This is a genomic window from Castellaniella sp. MT123, from assembly GCF_039614765.1.
Lineage (GTDB): Bacteria > Pseudomonadota > Gammaproteobacteria > Burkholderiales > Burkholderiaceae_B > Castellaniella.
In genome coordinates this window covers 970,868-989,057 of record NZ_CP154879.1, presented here as the reverse complement: position 1 = coordinate 989,057, position 18,190 = coordinate 970,868, and the positions used below count along the sequence as shown (strand labels likewise).

The 18,190-nt window shown below is 61.5% G+C and carries 20 protein-coding genes and 1 tRNA gene; 14 read left to right on the top strand and 7 right to left on the bottom strand.

Going from position 1 to position 18,190, the window contains the following annotated elements; genetic code table 11:
• Positions 1 to 98: 98 nt before the first annotated feature.
• From ABCV34_RS04555 to ABCV34_RS04540, 4 genes are all read left to right on the top strand, one after another.
• Complete coding sequence (locus tag ABCV34_RS04555; protein ID WP_345798035.1) at positions 99 to 1,283, top strand: FliC/FljB family flagellin; 1,185 nt, start codon at positions 99 to 101, stop codon at positions 1,281 to 1,283.
• 171 nt (positions 1,284 to 1,454) lie between these two features.
• Positions 1,455 to 3,401, top strand: a complete 1,947-nt coding sequence (locus ABCV34_RS04550) for a flagellin (protein WP_345798034.1) — start codon at positions 1,455 to 1,457, stop codon at positions 3,399 to 3,401.
• 500 nt (positions 3,402 to 3,901) lie between these two features.
• Complete coding sequence (locus ABCV34_RS04545) at positions 3,902 to 4,024, top strand: type II toxin-antitoxin system RelE/ParE family toxin (protein ID WP_345798033.1); 123 nt, start codon at positions 3,902 to 3,904, stop codon at positions 4,022 to 4,024.
• A complete protein-coding gene (locus ABCV34_RS04540) occupies positions 4,021 to 4,314 on the top strand; it encodes a helix-turn-helix transcriptional regulator (protein ID WP_345798032.1) in 294 nt (97 codons plus the stop codon). The genes ABCV34_RS04545 and ABCV34_RS04540 overlap by 4 nt, the downstream gene beginning before the upstream one ends.
• A 261-nt stretch (positions 4,315 to 4,575) precedes the next feature.
• Here ABCV34_RS04540 and ABCV34_RS04535 read toward each other — a convergent pair whose 3' ends face one another.
• Positions 4,576 to 5,295 carry a hypothetical protein gene (locus ABCV34_RS04535; protein ID WP_345798031.1) on the bottom strand — a complete coding sequence of 240 codons (720 nt, stop codon included), beginning with the start codon at positions 5,293 to 5,295 and terminating at the stop codon, positions 4,576 to 4,578.
• Between the two features lie 19 nt (positions 5,296 to 5,314).
• Complete coding sequence (locus ABCV34_RS04530) at positions 5,315 to 6,118, bottom strand: nucleotidyl transferase AbiEii/AbiGii toxin family protein (RefSeq protein ID WP_345798030.1); 804 nt, start codon at positions 6,116 to 6,118, stop codon at positions 5,315 to 5,317.
• Positions 6,119 to 6,350: 232 nt separating this feature from the next.
• Between ABCV34_RS04530 and ABCV34_RS04525 the strand changes: the two genes are divergently transcribed.
• The 6 genes from ABCV34_RS04525 to ABCV34_RS04500 all read left to right on the top strand — a co-directional run bounded on the left by ABCV34_RS04525 (position 6,351) and on the right by ABCV34_RS04500 (position 8,927).
• Positions 6,351 to 7,034 (top strand): DNA-3-methyladenine glycosylase I, encoded by a 684-nt coding sequence (locus ABCV34_RS04525; protein WP_345798029.1) that lies wholly within the window; start codon positions 6,351 to 6,353, stop codon positions 7,032 to 7,034.
• A 16-nt stretch (positions 7,035 to 7,050) separates the two neighbouring features.
• On the top strand, positions 7,051 to 7,668 hold the full coding sequence (locus ABCV34_RS04520; protein WP_345798028.1) for an ATP-binding cassette domain-containing protein: 618 nt from the start codon (positions 7,051 to 7,053) through the stop codon (positions 7,666 to 7,668).
• Between the two features lie 38 nt (positions 7,669 to 7,706).
• Entirely contained in the window at positions 7,707 to 7,931 is a 225-nt protein-coding gene (locus ABCV34_RS04515; protein WP_345798027.1) for a hypothetical protein, read from the top strand.
• Positions 7,928 to 8,182: a type II toxin-antitoxin system prevent-host-death family antitoxin gene (locus ABCV34_RS04510; RefSeq protein WP_345798026.1), complete on the top strand. Its 255-nt coding sequence runs from the start codon at positions 7,928 to 7,930 to the stop codon at positions 8,180 to 8,182. The genes ABCV34_RS04515 and ABCV34_RS04510 overlap by 4 nt, the downstream gene beginning before the upstream one ends.
• Complete coding sequence (locus ABCV34_RS04505; RefSeq protein ID WP_345798025.1) at positions 8,175 to 8,438, top strand: Txe/YoeB family addiction module toxin; 264 nt, start codon at positions 8,175 to 8,177, stop codon at positions 8,436 to 8,438. The genes ABCV34_RS04510 and ABCV34_RS04505 overlap by 8 nt, the downstream gene beginning before the upstream one ends.
• A gap of 81 nt (positions 8,439 to 8,519) precedes the next feature.
• On the top strand, positions 8,520 to 8,927 hold the full coding sequence (locus tag ABCV34_RS04500; protein WP_345798024.1) for a YchJ family metal-binding protein: 408 nt from the start codon (positions 8,520 to 8,522) through the stop codon (positions 8,925 to 8,927).
• A gap of 91 nt (positions 8,928 to 9,018) precedes the next feature.
• On the opposite strand, the gene ABCV34_RS04495 is transcribed toward ABCV34_RS04500, so the two are convergent.
• A tRNA-Ile gene (locus ABCV34_RS04495) sits at positions 9,019 to 9,097 on the bottom strand.
• A 216-nt stretch (positions 9,098 to 9,313) separates the two neighbouring features.
• Between ABCV34_RS04495 and ABCV34_RS04490 the strand changes: the two genes are divergently transcribed.
• Together ABCV34_RS04490 and ABCV34_RS04485 are read left to right on the top strand one after the other, a co-directional pair.
• Complete coding sequence (locus ABCV34_RS04490; RefSeq protein ID WP_345798023.1) at positions 9,314 to 9,940, top strand: hypothetical protein; 627 nt, start codon at positions 9,314 to 9,316, stop codon at positions 9,938 to 9,940.
• A gap of 146 nt (positions 9,941 to 10,086) precedes the next feature.
• On the top strand, positions 10,087 to 11,379 hold the full coding sequence (locus ABCV34_RS04485; RefSeq protein ID WP_345798022.1) for an aspartate carbamoyltransferase: 1,293 nt from the start codon (positions 10,087 to 10,089) through the stop codon (positions 11,377 to 11,379).
• Here the strand turns inward: ABCV34_RS04485 and ABCV34_RS04480 are convergent.
• From ABCV34_RS04480 to ABCV34_RS04465, 4 genes are all read right to left on the bottom strand, one after another.
• Positions 11,376 to 12,272 carry a recombination-associated protein RdgC gene (locus ABCV34_RS04480; RefSeq protein WP_345798021.1) on the bottom strand — a complete coding sequence of 299 codons (897 nt, stop codon included), beginning with the start codon at positions 12,270 to 12,272 and terminating at the stop codon, positions 11,376 to 11,378. The two genes, ABCV34_RS04485 and ABCV34_RS04480, sit on opposite strands and share 4 nt — an antisense overlap.
• Before the next feature lie 293 nt (positions 12,273 to 12,565).
• Positions 12,566 to 14,194, bottom strand: a complete 1,629-nt coding sequence (locus ABCV34_RS04475; protein WP_345798703.1) for an MFS transporter — start codon at positions 14,192 to 14,194, stop codon at positions 12,566 to 12,568.
• A 50-nt stretch (positions 14,195 to 14,244) separates the two neighbouring features.
• Positions 14,245 to 15,705: a sensor histidine kinase N-terminal domain-containing protein gene (locus ABCV34_RS04470; RefSeq protein WP_345798020.1), complete on the bottom strand. Its 1,461-nt coding sequence runs from the start codon at positions 15,703 to 15,705 to the stop codon at positions 14,245 to 14,247.
• Positions 15,706 to 15,714: 9 nt separating this feature from the next.
• Positions 15,715 to 16,416, bottom strand: coding sequence for a response regulator transcription factor (locus ABCV34_RS04465; protein ID WP_345798019.1), 702 nt, complete (start codon positions 16,414 to 16,416; stop codon positions 15,715 to 15,717).
• A gap of 219 nt (positions 16,417 to 16,635) precedes the next feature.
• On the opposite strand from ABCV34_RS04465, the gene recA reads away from it, so the two are divergent.
• Positions 16,636 to 17,706 (top strand): recombinase RecA, encoded by a 1,071-nt coding sequence (recA, locus tag ABCV34_RS04460; RefSeq protein WP_345798018.1) that lies wholly within the window; start codon positions 16,636 to 16,638, stop codon positions 17,704 to 17,706.
• On the top strand, positions 17,699 to 18,187 hold the full coding sequence (gene recX, locus ABCV34_RS04455; protein ID WP_345798017.1) for a recombination regulator RecX: 489 nt from the start codon (positions 17,699 to 17,701) through the stop codon (positions 18,185 to 18,187). Before recA ends, recX begins: the two co-directional genes overlap by 8 nt.
• Positions 18,188 to 18,190: the final 3 nt, after the last annotated feature.

Genomic DNA, 18,190 nt, shown 5'->3' with positions numbered 1-18,190 from the left:
GAGCCCTCTTGCCGTTAACCAGGTGGAACAGGAGGTCACTCGGTTTGTCATCCTGGGCAACAAGGGCGGATCTTCGCCGAACCACTTAGGAGTCTTTCATGGCTGTTATCAACACCAACTACCTTGCTCTGGTCTCCCAGAACAACCTGGCCAAGTCCCAGTCCGCACTGGGTTCCGCCATCCAGCGCCTGTCCTCCGGTCTGCGCATTAACAGCGCCAAGGACGACGCCGCCGGCCAGGCCATCGCCAACCGCTTCACCGCAAACATCAACGGCCTGACGCAAGCCGGCCGCAATGCCAACGATGGCATCTCCATCGCCCAGACAACAGAAGGTGCGTTGAACGAAATCAATAACAACCTGCAGCGGATTCGTCAGCTTTCCGTGCAGGCTGCCAACGGGACCAACTCCGCCAGCGACCTGAAGTCCATCCAGGATGAAATCAATCAGCGGTTGGATGAAGTCAATCGTGTGTCGGGGCAGACGCAATTCAACAGCGTCAAGGTGCTGGCCAGCGACCAAAAGCTGACCGTCCAGGTTGGTGCCAATGACAATGAAACCATCAACATCAATCTGAAGAAGATTGACAGCAAGGCACTCGGCCTGTCGACGTTCAATGTCACCGGCCCCGCCGGCACGACTGCCAATGCCGCCGCTGCCGATTTCCAGAAGGCCTACGGTGCTACCACCAGTGTCACCGGTTCTGCGGTTTCCGAAGCAACTGCGAACACTTTGGCCGGGCGTCTGGGTGTTGCCAACGGCAGCGTCACTGTCGGTGGGAATGCACTCGTTGACTCGAATGGCAACTGGTTCGCCAAAGTGACTATTCAACCATCAAGCGCCCAAGAGTCGACCAACCTGGCCAACAATGGTCTGACTGTCGCCAGCGGAACTTCTGCGGATTTCTACGTCGCGCTCAACCCGCAAGACGCCGTCACCAGCACCGCAACCGCCACCTTCTCGCTGAAGACGGATACCATGGCGTTGTCGGACCTGCGCAGTGGCCGCACCGGCAATATGCTGGCTACGGTCGATAGCGCAATCGCTAGCGTTGATTCCCTGCGCAGCCAGCTGGGTGCCGTACAGAACCGGTTCGAATCCGCCATTTCGAACCTGAACAATACCGTCACCAACCTGTCGGCGGCCCGTTCGCGTATCGAAGACGCCGACTACGCGACCGAAGTCTCCAACATGACGCGCGGCCAGATCCTGCAACAAGCCGGTACCGCCGTGCTGGCGCAGGCCAACCAGGCCCCGCAGACCATGCTGACGCTGCTGCGTTAATCGGCACATCGTCAACAGCCTTTCCGCCATTGTTGATGGTATAGAGGCTGCACAGCAGGAAAGCCCCACTCCGGCAACGGAAGTGGGGCTTTTTTTCCCTTAATTTTTGCTGACAGCGGCCGTTAAACAGGCTGACTGCTCATGGATAACAAACCATAACCCTGTGTATCGATGCTGACTGTTCGCTCCAACTTGCCCGGCTTGACGGCCCAGCACCACCTGGAAAACTCGGGTTCCGCCTTGCAGGCCGCGATTCAGCGGCTTTCCTCCGGCCTGCGCATCAACAGCGCCAAGGACGATGCCGCCGGCCAGGCCATTGCCAACCGCATGACATCCCAGATTCAGGGGCTAACGCAGGCCTCTCGCAATGTGAATGACGGCATTTCCTTGTCCCAAACGGCGCAGGGGGCCTTGGGAGAGATCAATGCCAGGCTGCAGCGGATTCGGGAACTGTCGGTTCAGGGACTGAGCGGGCAGTATGCGGGTGACGCGGGGGATGCGATTCAGGCGGAGATCAACATGAATCTCAAAGAGATCGAGCGCTTGAATCAATCGGCCTCGTTCAATGGGATTTCCTTGCTGGATGGCACCGCCGGGCAGCGCGCCCTACAGGTAGGGGCTGACGACGGCGATCAGCTTGCCCTCGACATGCGTCCACCGGGGTTTAGTGTGCGAGAGCTCGGCTTGCTGGATCTGACTGTGCAGGGACTCCCTGGCCGGATCACGCCGGTTTCGACGCTGGCGGGCAGTTCTTATCGGATCGATCTGGATGATGCGGCCCGGACATCCGTCAGCTATGTGCCGCCCACCAACAATCCCAATGTGGTGCGCATGTCGCAACCCAGCAGTCGCCAAGTGGTGCAACTGGATGGCAATGGCGGGCGCCTGCAGGAAGTGCGTATCAACGCATCCTACGATACGGACACTCGAAAGAGTGCGGTGACGCTCGGTGTGGATAGCGCGGTCGTGGCCGCTACAGTGCAGGAATCGATCAGCAGCTGGCAGTATCTGGACCAGGGCGGTGGGGCCTTGTCGCTGTCCGGCGCCGCGGTGGTGACCGCGGGCGGAAAATACTGGATCCAGCATCAGGTCTCAGGCACTACCTATTACCGTGAGGCCGAGCTCACCATTCATGGCGATCAGCATCAGATCACGGCTCAGGCCAAGACCGGTGTTTCGATTGACAAAGCCTCGTTACCGGGGCCCGTGTCGCAGCCGCTGCAGGCCGCGCCGGCGGTATCCCTGGCGACTGCGGCCTATACGATGAGCCTGGATGGCACGGATCAGGTGGGCAACCCGGACATGAATCTGGTGCATCTGGGCGGATACTATTTCGTTGAGGAAAAGCTGTTGTCCGGTCAGTACGCCTACTACAAGGCGGATGTCACGATTACCACGGGGGGCGCGCAAGACAAGGTCACGGTCGTGTCTGACCGCAGCCGGACGATCTCGGTCAGTGATGAACAGTATGTTAGCGGCACGACCACGGCCTATTTGAAGCCGTCGAACAATAATGTACAGGTCAATTATGTCGATGTGGATGGGTGGGTGATCGCCGACGTCATGCGGGATGATGGAAAGGGGGGGTATGAGTTTCGCCTGGATGGTTCCTCCGGCGGCTATCCAGCTTATAAATCGGCAAAGGTTGTGGCAAATCAGCAGGGCCAGTATATGCTGCAGACGGTCAATGGCATGGGCGAGGTCTATCTGTACTATCCAATGTACAAGACCCGGTTGGACGGGACGACCTACTATCCGTTTACGGTTTCCAGCAATGCGGCGGCTGACAAGACAGTGATCACGCTGTACGAGGCCGACATTGCCCAGCGCCTGCGCACGCCGCCGGATCCTCTCGCCACCATTGATCGCGCCATCGAAAGGGTGGACCAGAAACGCGGCGAATGGGGGGCGCTGGATAACCGGATGGAATCGATCGTCCAGCAAAATGCGGGCACGGGGGCGGATCTGACCGCCGCTCGTTCGCGCATCCAGGACGCCGATTATGCGGTGGAGGTGTCGAACATGACGCGTGCCCAGATCCTGCAGCAGGCAGGCGTGGCTGCGTTGACTCAGGCCAATCAGCTTCCGCAGGCAGCGTTGCGACTGATTTCCGGATAAGCCGATATTTTGGTGGCTTTGCCGATCTCATCGGTCTCGTCGATAACCTACATTCTGTGACAGGCCCGGGGGCAGTTTAACCCTGCTGGAACGTACTAGTCATGAGCGCCGGAAGCGGTGGTCATGATCATCGGAATACTCGGGCAAGGATTGCTGATGTAGTCCGTAGGTACGGGCCGAGAGCCGAGCGACCCTTTTGTCCCTTCGTACTTTTCCCCTCTGGTTGGCTTGAGAAGCGGCATCCACAATGACAGCGTTCCATTACCGGATGCGCCGCCATCATGGCAGGCCGCCAATGGTTACCGACGATCATGATAGTCACGTGATCGTTTAGCCGTCCTTCGGTGAGCGACGACAACCGGGGGCCATGAACAACGGATAGGGCATCCACAAAACATAGCATAAAAGAGATAGAATGATAACGTGGCATGTAAAGGTGATTCCCGCAGCGGAACCGGAGTTGATAGCGTTATCCGCTGACACCCGAGCTAAATTTCTGCATGTATGTGGCCCGTACCGGCCAAGTGCTGATGGTGCTGCATATATTCGTGAAGAAGACACCTAAGACACCGCGCAAGGCTATCAATACCGCCCTGAACCGGCTACGAGAGATTGAATTATGAAAGACCTAGACCGACTCAAGGCTCAGAGGCTGGCCGATCCTGAGACCCGCACCGAGTATGACGCACTGGCGCCGGAATTTGCCATTGCTCGGGAATTGATCGCCGCACGCGTACTCGCTGGCCTGACGCAGGATCAATTGGCGGCAAAGATGCACACGACACAGTCGACGATAGCGCGACTGGAAAGCGGCCGCGCCCTGCCGTCCATGCGCACACTCACGCGCTACGCCGAGGCAACCGGTAGCCACCCCGTCATTCGGCTTACTGCCGATCGCATCGGTCTCGTTTAATTACCTACATGCTGCCCATGACCAGGTCGTCCACCGGGATGCGGTAGGGAATGTATACCAGCCCGATGACGATGCCGATCAGGATCCAGATCAGAAAAACGGTCATCATTTGGAAGCCCCTCGGACAGATTGTGAGAGTATTGTTTGCCTTCGATTGAACATGGTCAACTGCCCCTGTGGCGACCGCATATTGTTAACATGCAGGCCCAGTACGACCTGTGGCAGGCTGAGAAAAAACCTCGTTTCGAAGCTGAGCCGGGATCAGATCTTCAGTCTCGTGGCTGAGTTTTCACGAACATCCTTATCCGCTTGATAGGCTTCATACTGCCTGACCCAATCATTCAGCAGCGAGGACAGGCCCATCGCCTTGGCGATCCGGGATAGTCGGCGGCGATTCAACGCAGCCAGATCCAGGTCGAACGGTGGGCGCGTCAGTCGGCTGCGCCCTGAAGCGCCAAGGTAAATCCAGTCCAGCAACGCCTTTTCCAGCGTGGTTCTGGGATAGTTGAACCGCAAATCGCGGATGTCGTTCAATCTGCCCGCTCGCTCATCCACTAGATGCGCTGGCATGGCGAAAAAGCGGAATGTGCCAGCGGCCGTGCGCCTGTCGCCGATCTGAGGGTTCGGCCAGCCCTGCTCGATCGGGATGACGCAGGTGATGGTGTCTCCGAAGTTGTTGGTGACGTGTTCTTGCTCCAGCACCCAGGACAGACTGACCACACTACGGCTCCGTACCCAGTGGGAAGCGGCGGCTGGACTGATGTCGCGATGGCCTAGCCGGTTCAAATAGACCCCCTTGATTACCTGTTGCAGTTTGCCTGGGCGAGCCATTTCGGCCAACCAGCGGCTAAAGGTGGCTGTCGAGGGTGCACGGTTATGCTCCGTCGTCACCAGCGCATGCAGCATGGCGGTTGTCAGGACCGGCGGGCTGTCGGCTGACATCAGCAGGCGCTCCGCATTCACTTTCCAGTCCGATTTCATGGTGATTGCCTTTCCGTCATCATGGGCGCCGCATGGCGGCCTCACACCATTCCACAATACGATCGGCCACCGCAAGCGTGGTCTCGAGCCACGCTTCCTCGGTCAAGGTGCGGCGTTCTTCTTCTGGTAAATAAGGCAACAGTTCCTGCCGAGCTAAAGCATAGGAAAGCATCTCTAGTTTGCCTAACGCTCTATTGGAGAAGTCCTGGATCAGTTCGGAGTCCTGTTGCGAAAGTAGATCTGTCGGATCTACTCCGGCCCGGACGAGATCCCGCAAATCGTACAGGTCCCGGGGCGCGTGACGCTGTTCCGATAAAGCCGCAGCGATTTTCATCACAGTCAATGCTTCGTTGGTGTAGGTGGTGACCGGAAACGGTGCCATGGCGTACTGCAACGGCGGGCTGACGATTTCCACCCGCACGTTCTCTCTGGTTGGTGTGCTGCGTCCCGACACTTCGACATCGAAGCGAATGTCTGTCCCATGTCCAACGATACCTTGCAGCCGGGCTCGGACGGTGGTCTTGGTATCCTTGGTGATTTCAGCCTGAGGAGATCTGATACCTGCCGTCGTAGCCGCCCGGATCAGATTGTTCCGCAATCCCTTCTTCAGGGCGGCCTGGCTGAGGCTGGGATCCCGATCAAAGTCTATGTCCTTGGTAAGCCGCAGGCTGCCGAACGCTGCCCGCATGGCCATGCCCCCCTTGAGGATCAGTCGGCCACCCTGCTGGCCGACGAGTTCGCGCAACAGACTGATCTGGCAGCGATCGATTGCCTCTAGACGAGAATCAAAGCCTTTGTCGGTCGGGGAATAAAGAACTGACATAGTGTATAAATATCATAAATTGATTTTTACATACTAATTTATATGGGTCCGCTAGTCTATATGAATCAGTCGTGGCGCATGCCTAAGGCAACTGATCACCTGCTTGATCTACCGGGACGAATACCTGGGCCAAGGGGTGCGATCCACCTCTCCGATTGTAGAATTGAACCAGTGGCGAAGCAGCATCGCCAGGCGCGCACGGGATCATGCCCGCGAATTCAGGGAAACGACAGTGGATTTGACTTATCAGTGGCTCTACGACACGGTGCGTGCCCGTTTTGATTCCGACGACGCCATGGAGGCTTTCCTGCCCCAGGCGCTCACGCCTGAAGAATTGACGCGCAAAGGCGACGACCGGTACCTGTCGGCGATGACGCAGCGGATATTCCAGGCGGGCATGCAGCATTCGGTGATCGACGCGAAGTGGCCCGCCTTCGAGGCCGCCTTTTCGGGCTTTGTGCCCGAGACCATGGCATTGCTGAACGACGCGGACATCGAGCGGCACATGCAAAATCGTCAAATCATCCGTGACCGCGCCAAATTAAGGACCATCCCCCGGAATGCCCAGTTCATTCTGGATGTTCGCCAGGAACAGGGCGCCAGCTTTGGCACATTCATCGCCGGCTGGCCGGTTCCCGACATCATTGGCCTGTGGCGCCTGCTTGCCAAACGCGGCGCGCGCCTGGGCGGGCGTTCGGCGGCCGGGTTCCTGCGCCTGGCAGGCAAAGACACTTTCTTGTTGACCAGTCACGTGGTCGCACGCCTGGTGGCGGCAGGCGTCATCGCCCGGGAACCGACCAACCAGCGCGATCTGCAGGCCGTGCAGGATGCTTTCAATGCTTTGCAGCAAAGCTGCGGCAGGCCGCTCTGCCAGCTGTCGTCCATGCTGGCGCTGAGCATCCATCCAGCCTTCTAATGAGTACACTGACGGCATGCTACACATCGATCGACTCAGCAAGCGCTACGGCGACCACCTCGTGTTTCAGGGCCTGACCCATACGTTTTCGCCTGGGTGTGTCGCGCTCTGCGAGGAAGACAGCACAGGCAAATCCAGCCTGCTGGGTATCATCGCAGGCGCCATCGCGCCGGATGCGGGAGACGTCTGGATCGACGGGCATTCCCTGGCCCGCACGCCACGACAGGCTAAAGCACGGCTGGCCTATGTGCCGGACGATTGCCTGGCTTTTCCTTCCCAAACGGGGCGCGGGCTGCTGGAACACGTCGCCCTGGAAAAGAATGCGCCGCTGAACGACGCTGTGCTGGATCTGGCCTACCGGCTGGGGCTGGAACCCCACCTGGACAAACGGTTCGAACAGATGTCGACGGGCACGCGCCGCAAGGTCTTTCTGACGGCTGCCGCGCTGGGCGATCCGGCGGTCATCGTCGCGGACGGCCCCAGCAACGGGCTGGATGCGCAGGCCCGCGCCGTGTTGGCGGATCAATTCAAGGTCTGGTCCCAAGACCGCGTCGTGTTGTTTGCCAGCCACGATGCTGAACTGGTGCGGGCTTGCGGCGCCACGGTGACCCCGGTGACGGCGCTGCGCCAGTAACACTACCGTTGGGCTCATCCCCTGTCAGGAGGTCTTCCATGTTTGCTGAAGCACTGCGAAATGAAGGTTACTCGACCTACCGCGCGCGCCTGCATGCGCTGCTTGGGATCTCCGCGGCCGCCACGGGCAAGCAGACTCACGACTGTATCGCGAACGGCTTTCCGGTCCAACGCCTCATGGGGCAATTCTTGTCTGCTATGTTGTACATGTTGCGACTTTGGGATAAACTTGTACAGAAGGTTGAACAAGTGAGGCTCACATGAAAATTGTCTCTTTTTCAGAAGCACGCAACAGCCTGAAGGCGGTCCTGGACGCTGTGGTCAATGACGCGGATACCACCATCATCACGCGCCGGGATGCCGAGGACGCTGTGGTGATGTCACTGGACTCCTACAACAGCCTGATGGAAACCGTACACCTGCTGCGTTCCCCCGCCAACGCAAAGCACCTGAACCAATCGATCGAGCAGTATCGTGCCGGTAAGGTCAAGGCACAGGAGCCGGTCGATGGCTGATCGTCTGCTGTGCTGGACCGACGCAGCCTGGGACGATTACGTGTACTGGCAAGATCAGGATCGCAAGACGCTCAAACGCATCAACAAGCTCATCGACAACGTGCGCCGCACACCTTTTGATGGCATCGGCAAACCCGAGGCTTTAAAGGAAAACTTATCAGGTTTCTGGTCGCGGCGTATCGATGATACGAACCGTCTGGTGTATGCGGTGGATGATACTGCCATCACCGTCATTTCCTGTCGTTACCATTACTAAAGCTCAAAACCAGCAGATCCCCTATGGGTTGGCGCCGAGTTCGACACTCGGGCGGCCCACCGGAATTGAATTCCTACCCCAATGCGAAAGCAATCCCTTCAGTCCGGCCCCGATCAGCCGTGCCCCTGCGGTCTTTCCGCCACTTACGCGGCATGCTGCGGGCGCTGGCATCACGGCCCCGAACACCTGCAGGCTCCCGACGCCCAGACGCTGATGCGCTCGCGCTACAGCGCCTACGTGCTGGACGAGATCGACTATCTGATGCAGACCTGGCATCCCGACACCCGTCCATCCCGGCTGGAGCCCAACGAACCCGGCACGCGCTGGCTGGGGCTGGAGGTGCGCCGCCACGTCCACCCGGACGCGGATCACGCGATCGTCGAGTTCGTCGCACGAGTCCGGATCCACGGCCGGGCCTCGCGCATCCACGAGACGAGCCGCTTCGTACGGGAAGACGGGCGATGGATGTATGTGGACGCGGAAGGTTGAGTTAGAACGTCATAGAACCGCTATCGACCGGCATTCCTGATCGGGGCCGGCCGGAAGGGATTGCTTTCGCATTGGGATAAGAATTCAATTCTGGTGGGCCCCCCGAGAGTCGAACTCGGCACCAATGGATTATGAGTCCACTGCTCTAACCAGGCATGAGCTAGAGGCCCACGGACTGCCGGCGCGAATGGCTGACGGCAGCCGAAGAAGCGGAATTATCGCATAGTGGCGCCGCCGGAATCGGCCCGGTTGCGATAAAGTATCCCGATGAGAACAGGAAGAGGGGCTTCATGATGAAGGATAGGCCTGGATGCCGGAGACAGGGAATCCGGATGACTGGGATATCGACAGGGCGCGGGATTGTCGTCGGATACCGGATGCGGCGTATGGCTGTGATTCTGTCGGTATTGGTGCTGGCTGCCTGTCAGTCGGTCTCGCTGTCAGGGCCAGCAGCCGGTTCGGCTGGCGCTTCAGTGTCGCGGCCCGCAGGGCCCCAGAGCCCTGCTGCCGCGCAGGCCGTCGCGATTCCGGTTCCGGGTCCGGGGCCTGTCCCCGATCACGCGCCCCCGCCGGCGGATCGGATGGCGGATACCCCGGTTCGCTCGGATCCCGTGCAGCCGCTTGCCAATGACCGCCAGGCAACCGATCTGAGGGTGTTCCTGGCCGATGTCCATGATCATCCGGGGTGGACTCCGGTGCCTCTGAAGCCTTCCGGTATTCTGTATGTCCGCACCGATGCGATCATCAACCGCAGTGATCTGATGGGCATCCAGTCGGCGACCGACCAGGCGGGCGGCGGCCTGCTGGTGCTGATCCTGAAGGACGAGGGTCTGGCGAAGCTGCGTGCCGCAACGTCGGCCCACCCAGGCCTGCGCCTGGCCTTGGTCGTGGGGCAGATCATGCTGGCCGCACCGGCTTATGCGACGCCCATCAGCGAACAGAAACTGGCTTTTGCCGTTGGCTCGCTGCGTAACGCCGAAATCGCTGCCCGTTCCGTGGCGGGGGTGCCGTAGCGCGGTTCAGTACTTGCCAGTGCCTGGCGAATCGAACCCCGGACGATTGTTGCGGTTCATGCGGATTGCCAGGGAAATCAAATTTCACTTGCGAATCTGGTTGTATTGGATTAAAAATCTACGCATTGCGTATATTGGATCTGATCATGGCCGTTTCCCAGCAAGTTTTCCTGCGTGACGCGATGCGTCGTTTAAACCTGACACGCGATGTGTTTGCCGCCCGCATCGGTGTCAAACGTCGCGCACTGGACACGTGGCTTCTGCCGGAGGGCTCCCAGGAAGCCCGCACGATGCCGGAAGTGGTGTCGCGTTTTGTGACCGAGATCGTGGAAAACGGCGCACTCACGGAAAAGTATGCGCAAAGCGCACAATCCGGCCCGTTGCGGGAACGGATCGCCATCGACAACAAGCATCAGCTGCTGTCCGTCGATCAGTTCAGCCGCGAGTCCGTGGAGGATCTGTTTCGGGTGGCCGACCTGATGCAGCCCATCGCCCGGCGCCAGAAGGTCTCGCGGGTGCTGGAAGGCGCCGTGCTGGGCAATCTGTTCTTCGAGGCCAGCACGCGCACCCGCGTGAGCTTCGGCGCGGCGTTTTGCCGGCTGGGCGGCTCGGTGTGCGATACGACGGGCTTCACGTTTTCGTCGATGGCCAAGGGCGAATCGATCTACGACACCAGCCGCGTGATGAGCGGCTATGTGGATGCCATGGTGATCCGCCATCCGGAAAAGGGCTCGGTGGCGGAGTTCGCCGCCGCGACCAACATCCCCGTGGTCAACGGCGGCGATGGGGCGGGCGAACACCCCAGCCAGGCCTTGCTGGATCTCTACACGATCCTGACCGAGTTTTCCCGGCTGGGAAAGTTGCTGGATGGCGCGCATATCGTCATGGCGGGCGACCTGAAGTACGGCCGCACCGTGCATTCCCTGATCAAGCTGCTGGCCCTGTATCGTGGCCTGAAATTCACCCTGGTGTCCCCGCCGGGCCTGGAGATGCCGGAATACCTGCTGGAGCAGGTCAGCAAGAATGGCCATGTGCTGGAACAGACCCACGATCTGGCGGCCGGCCTGAAGGGGGCGGACGTCATCTACGCTACCCGGGTGCAGAAGGAACGCTTCACGGGTGAAAACCTGGAAGGCTACAGCGCCGATTTTCAGGTCAATCGCGCCATCGTGGACGCCAGCTGCGGGCCGGATGTGATTGTCATGCACCCGTTGCCGCGCGACAGCCGCGAGGGGGCCTACGACCTCAGCACGGATCTGAACCATGATCCGCGTCTGGCGATCTTCCGCCAGACCGACAACGGTATTCCGGTGCGCATGGCGATCTTCGCGGTGCTGCTGGGGGTGGAGAACCTGGTGCAGCATTCGCTGCGCGACGTCACCTGGACGCCGCCGTCACATATCGGCCCGGACGATAGCGTGTTTCACGGGATGTACTAACTTTTCATTCCACCCAGCGCCGCCACCAAGTCGTCGAGCATGCGGGCCAGTTCGCCGGCCATCAGCGCGAAATCGGCGTCGAACCGCTCGGCGTCGTTGGCGGCCTGGGCGTCCTGGTGTTCCTTCAGCACGTCCAGCGGGGCGACTCGCTTGATGTCCAGATTGTCGGTCAGCACGAACGACACGCGGTCGTTCCAGGTCATGGCCAGGCGCGTGCATTGTTTGCCCGCCTGGATGTGGCGGCGCACCTCGTCGGTATCCACCGTCTGGCGCACGTAACGCACTGTGGCCCGGGATTCGCCCGTGGAGCGCAGTTCCGTATCCTGATCGATGGAAAAGCCCGCCGGGGGTTCTTCCTCGGTCAGCCAGAGCGTCATGGCGGCGGCCGGTGACATCTCCACGTGCAGCGGCAGGATGGGAAACGGCGTCAGCGTCTTGGCCAGCAGACCCAGGACTTCGTCGCTGCGGGCTGTGGCGGCCGCGTCGATTGCGACCCAGTGGTTGACCGTGTCGATCCAGACACGCGTGTCATGGGCGATGACGAAGGCGCGCGGCAGCAGCTCCATGGTCATCTGCTCCTTGATTTCCTTCATCTGCTTGCGACCGGGTTTGTAGCCCTGCTGTTCTTCGATCTGCAGGGCGCGGGCGCGGCTGGCCTGATTGATCACGGTGGTCGGCAGCAGTTTTTTTTCTGTCTGCAGCCGCATCAGGATCTGGCCGTGCTGGGCATAGACCAGGCCGCTGTCCTCACGCGGGGGCATCCATCCCGACACCTGGCTGTCCTGGCTGCCGCCGGGGCGAAAGGCCAGGGGTTCCAGCGCCGCTTCCAGGGTGGCGGCGGTCAGGGATGCGTTGGGGGCGAGACGATAGAGCTTGAGATTCTTGAACCACATGGTCTTGTGCGGGCGGGCCGGCGGGCGGCGGTGGAAATGGGTCTTGATTGTACGCGATGGCAGTTCCGATCTTGTCCGGCCAGGTCGGCCGGTTGCGCACAAAAAAATGGCCCGGATTGCGCCGGGCCTGGAGAGGCAGCCGTCCGTACACAAAAAGGCTCGCGGGGGGTGCATGGACGGTGGTGCATCGATCGCCGATCGGCTAGGACAACAAGGGGGAACAAGATATCCGGGCCGTCAATTGATGCACATCAAGATTCTAGGCGAGAACCGCTGACGATATTCTGAACGATTCAAGGCGCGTTCAGGTCGTTATGCCGTGTTTCCCGGACGAACAACACACCGACGACCAGGGTCATCGCGCTGATGACGACCGGGTACCAGAGACCGTCGTACATGTTCCCCGTGGTGGCCACGGTCGCAAAGGCCACGGGCGGGACAAAGCCGCCGAACCAGCCGTTGCCGATGTGGTAGGGCACACTCATGGACGTGTAGCGAATGCGGGTGGGGAACATTTCCACCAGCATGGCGGCGATCGGCCCGTAGACCATGGTGACCTGCAGGACCAGGAAGAACAACAGCAACAGCACCATGGCGTAGCTGATCTGCGAGGGATCGGCGAAAGCGGGATAGCCGTGGCTGCGGACCGCCTCGCGGAGTGTCTGCTGCAATGCAGCATTGCGGCGGGCAAACTCGGCGCGGGGCAGGTTCCCGCCTTCGAAGGCATCGATGCGTTGGTCGCCCACCAGCGCGTAGGCGACGGTGCGGGCCGGCGCGGCCTGGTTGACGTAGTGCACCGAGTGGCTGGCCATGAAGTCCTTGAGCAGGTCGCAGGAACTGGTGAACGAGGCGATCCCGATCGGGTTGAACTGCAGCGAGCAGTTGGCCGGATCCGCGATCACGCGCACGGGTGCCCGGGCCTGTGCGCGTTCCAGCGCCGGGTTGGCGTAGTGTGTCAGGCCCTTGAAGACCGGAAAATAGCTGACGCAGGCGATCAGGCAGCCGGCCATGATGATGGGTTTACGGCCGATCCGGTCGGACAGGGAGCCGAACACCAGGAAAAACGGGCAGGCCAGCAGCAGCGCCAGGGCCACGAGAATATTGGCGATGCTGGCGTCCACCCTGAGGGTTTCCGTCAGGAAATACAGGGCGTAGAACTGGCTCGTGTACCAGATGACCGCCTGGCCGGCCGTCAGGCCGATCAGGGCCAGCAGGATCAGGCGCAGATTGCGCCAGTGGCCGAAGGCTTCCTTGATCGGGGCGCGCGAAATCAGCCCTTCGGACTTCATTCGGGTAAAGGCGGGGGATTCGTGCAGGCGCAGGCGGATCCAGACCGAGATCACCAGGAGCAGCACGGAGATCAGGAACGGCACCCGCCAGCCCCAGGCATCGAAACTTTCCTGGCCCAGTGTGGCGCGGGTGCCCAGCACCACGACCAGGGACAGGAACATGCCGGTGGTGGCCGTGGTCTGGATCCAGCTGGTGAAAAACCCGCGCCGGTTCGGGGGGGCGTGCTCCGCGACGTAGACGGCGGCGCCGCCGTATTCCCCGCCCAGCGCCAGCCCCTGCAGCAGGCGCAGCAGCAACAGGATCATCGGCGCGGCCGTGCCGATGGAGGCCGACGACGGCAGCACGCCCACCAGGAAGGTGGACAGGCCCATGATCAGGATCGACACCACAAAGGCGTATTTGCGTCCGACCATGTCGCCCAGCCGGCCGAACACCAGGGCGCCGAACGGGCGCACGGCGAAACCGGCCGCGAAGGTGAGCAACGCGAAGATGAAACCCGTCGTCGGGTTCAGGGCCGAGAAGAAATGCTGGGCGATGATGGCCGCCAGCGAGCCGTAGACATAGAAGTCGTACCACTCGAACACGGTGCCCATGGACGATGCCAGGATGACCCGGCGCTCTTCGTGCGTCATGGGTCGGTTGGCCTCGTCCAGCGCGTCGGGCGTCACGGAATGGGCTCGATTCATGTGCGGGTCCTGGGGACGTTGTCGCGGGGAAATGAGACCCGCAGCCGGGTCCCGGCGCTGACCGGGTCATGGTGGTTGCCGGGGGGCGGGAAGTCGATCGTGGCCTGGTGGTGTTCGGCGACTTCGCGCACGATCGCCAGCCCCAAGCCGCTGCCCTCGGCCTCGTGGCCCAGGATCCGATAGAAGCGGTCGAAGACCCGGGATTGTTCATCGGGCGGGATGCCGGGTCCCGTATCCTGGACTTCCAGGCAGACCCGGTCGCCGTCGGGCAGTGCGCGGACGGTCACCTGGCCGCCCGCCGGTGTGTACAGCAGGGCGTTGTCGATCAGGTTGTTCAGCAGCTCGTGGATCATGGTGCGGTTGCCGAATACGGGCAGCGGCTCGTCGGGGGATTCGAAACCCAGGTCGATGCCGCGCGCCAGGGCCGTTGCCACCCATTCCCCCGTGCAGTCTTCGGCCAGCGCGTACAGGTCCAGCTGTTCTGTGGTGCGCGATTGATTGGGGTCCAGCGATTCCGCACGTGCCAGCAGCAGCAGCTGGTTGACCAGGCGCGTGGCCCGCTGGGATCCGGTGATGAGCTGCTGCAGGCTGTCGCGCATGCGGGATGGTTCACGCTCGCGCAGGGCGATCTCGCATTGCGTGCGGATGCCCGCCAGCGGCGTCTTCAGCTGATGGGCGGCATTGGCGACGAACCGCCGCTGCGATTCGATGGACGCCGACAAGCGCTGCAGCACGTTGTTCATGGCGTCGATGAGCGGCACGATCTCCGCCGGAGCCAGATCGTCGCGGATGGGGGACAGGTCGCTGGGCTTGCGCCGGCGCATGTGTTCCTGCAGCAGGCTGAGCGGCTCCAGACCCTGGGTCAGGCCCAGGCCGGCCAGCATGGCGGCCAGCGGCAGAATGATGAGCTGGGGCGTCAGCATCCCGGTCAGGATTTCCTGTTGCAGCGTGGCGCGGGCCTGTGCCGGTTCGGCCACAACTGTCAGGAAGCCGGTGCCGTCCCGGTCGCGTCCGCCCCACAGGTAGGCCAGCCGGATCGATTGATGGTCCAGCGTGGCATTGCGAAAGCGGATCTGGTCGATGTCGTAGGTCCAGTTTTCCGGGGTGGGGACGTTGGGATTGCCGGCCATCAGGTGGCCGTTGGCGTCCAGGATCTGCCACGTGGTCGGGGCCTCGTCGCCGTTGCCGGACAGGACTGTCCGCGCCGATTCGGACAGCGTGACGCCAGCGGTCAGGCGCTGCTGTTCGACCTCGTGGCGCAGCAGCCGCAGATGGCTGGTCAGCGTTTTGTCGTAGGGCGAGTTGGCGATATTCAGGGAAATGAAGTAGGTGATCACGATCCCGATCGACCACAGGACGAACAGGGGGACGATCATCCACAGCAGGATGCGGCCCAGCAGGGTTGGGTGGCGCCGGGGGCGACGCCGGCCATGGGCGGGACTGGGGTTGTCGAACATGGCGCGCCGTCAGTCGACGGCTGCCGTATCGGCCGGCTGGCTGCGGTTTTCGGGTTCGAGGCAGTACCCAAGCCCGCGCACGGTGAGGATGCGCACGCCGGCCGGTTCGATCTTTTTTCGCAGGCGGTGAATGTAGACCTCGATGGCGTTGGTCGTGACTTCCTCGCCCCATTCGCAGAGCAGGTCGACGAGCTGGTGCTTGCTGATCATGCGGCCGCTGCGCGACAGGAAAATTTCCAGCAGGCTGGTTTCCCGGGCGGACAGTTCGACCGGGGATTCGTCGATGGTGGCGACCCTGCCGTTCAGGTCGAAGGCCAGGCGGCCATGGCGCAGCACCGATGCGCGGGCGCCGCCGTGCCGGCGGATCAGGGCGCGCACGCGGGCTTCCAGTTCGCTGAGAGCGAAGGGTTTGGACATGTAGTCGTCGGCCCCCAGGTCCAGGCCTTCGACGCGTTGTTCGACCGAATCGGCGGCGGTCAGGATCAATACCGGCAGGGGGGTGCCGCGCTGGCGCAGTTTGCGCAGCACGGACAGCCCGGACAGACGCGGCAGGCCCAGATCCAGGATCAGCAGATCGAACGCCTGCAGTTGCAGGGCGGAGTCGGCGCTGGAGCCGTCGTGGACCACATCCACAGCATAGCCGTCGTAGCGCAGGGATCGGGACAGCCCGTCGGCGAGAATACTGTCGTCCTCGGCAATCAGGATACGCATGGCGGGAATGACATCCAGGGGGGCGGGTGGTGGGCGCTGACGTGCGCCTTTTTCCCAGTGATTTTCTCATGGGCGGGGAATGGCGTCATTTAGGGTTAACGATGGACCTTTTTGGGGAGCGCGTCGGGATTGTCACATCTGTTTTTTTATACAGTATAATTTAGTGCCATAATTTCCCCTGCACCAGATCCCAAAGATCCCAACGAAAGGAACCCCCTCATGGACGAACGCACCGGCAAGGCCAATCCCGAACGCGCCAAGGCGCTGGCCGCCGCGCTGTCGCAGATCGAGAAGCAATTCGGCAAAGGCTCCATCATGCGCTATGGCGACAACCAGGTCGAACACGACATTCAGGTCGTGTCCACCGGGTCGCTCGGGCTGGACATCGCCCTGGGCGTCGGTGGTCTGCCGCGGGGACGTGTAGTCGAAATCTACGGTCCCGAATCCTCCGGCAAGACCACGCTCACCCTGCAGGTCATTGCCGAAATGCAGAAGATCGGCGGCACCTGCGCATTCGTCGATGCCGAACACGCGCTCGACGTCCAGTATGCCTCGCATCTGGGTGTCAACCTGGAAGACCTGCTCATCTCGCAGCCCGACACGGGCGAACAGGCGCTGGAAATCACCGACGCGCTGGTGCGCTCCGGCTCGGTCGACCTCATCGTCATCGACTCGGTGGCAGCCCTGGTGCCGAAAGCCGAAATCGAAGGCGACATGGGGGATTCGCTGCCGGGCCTTCAGGCCCGCCTCATGAGCCAGGCGCTGCGCAAACTGACCGCCACGATAAAACGCGCCAACTGCATGGTGATTTTCGTCAACCAGATCCGCATGAAGATCGGCGTGATGTTCGGCAACCCCGAAACCACCACGGGCGGCAACGCGCTGAAATTCTATGCGTCCGTGCGCCTGGACATCCGCCGCATCGGCTCCATCAAAAAGGGCGACGAGGTCGTCGGCAACGAAACCCGGGTCAAGGTCGTCAAAAACAAGGTCGCGCCACCCTTCAAACAGGTGGAATTCGACATCATGTATGGCACCGGCATCTCGCGCGAAGGCGAGATCATCGATCTGGGCGTGCAGGCCGGCTTCATCGACAAATCCGGCGCGTGGTACAGCTATAACGGCAACCGCATCGGGCAGGGCAAGGACAATGTCCGCGACTACCTGAAAGAACACGCCGACCTGGCGTTCGAAATCGAAAACCGGGTGCGTGAACACCTGGGGATCACGCTGCGCGCCGAGTCGGCCGGTGGCAATTCGGGTGGGCTGTCCGCCGCCGTGAATGAGTGATGCCTCCCGGTCCGGCCCCAGCCTCAAGGCCAGGGCCGTGGCCTATCTTTCCCGGCGGGAACACTCCCGCCTTGAATTGCGCCGAAAGCTATCCGCATATAGCGATGATCCCGCGGAAATCGAAGCCGTCCTCGATGACCTGCAGCGCGAACACTGGCAGTCCGACGAACGATACGCCAAGGCCTATGTGCACCGCACCGCGCCGCGCCAGGGGGCGAGGCGCATCGTGCAGGCCCTGCGCCAGCAGGGCGTGGATGCGCAGCAGCTCTGCGATCTGCAACACGAACTGCAGGGGTCCGAACTGGGCCGCGCGCAGGGCGTCTGGCAGCGAAAATTCGGGCAACCCCCCGCCGATGCCCGCGAATATGCCCGTCAGTACCGCTACCTGGCCGGCCGGGGGTTTACCACCGACTGCATCCGGCGAGTGCTGTCCGCCCGCTTCGAGGGCGCGGGCGATTTGGCGGATGACGATCCTGTCTGATCC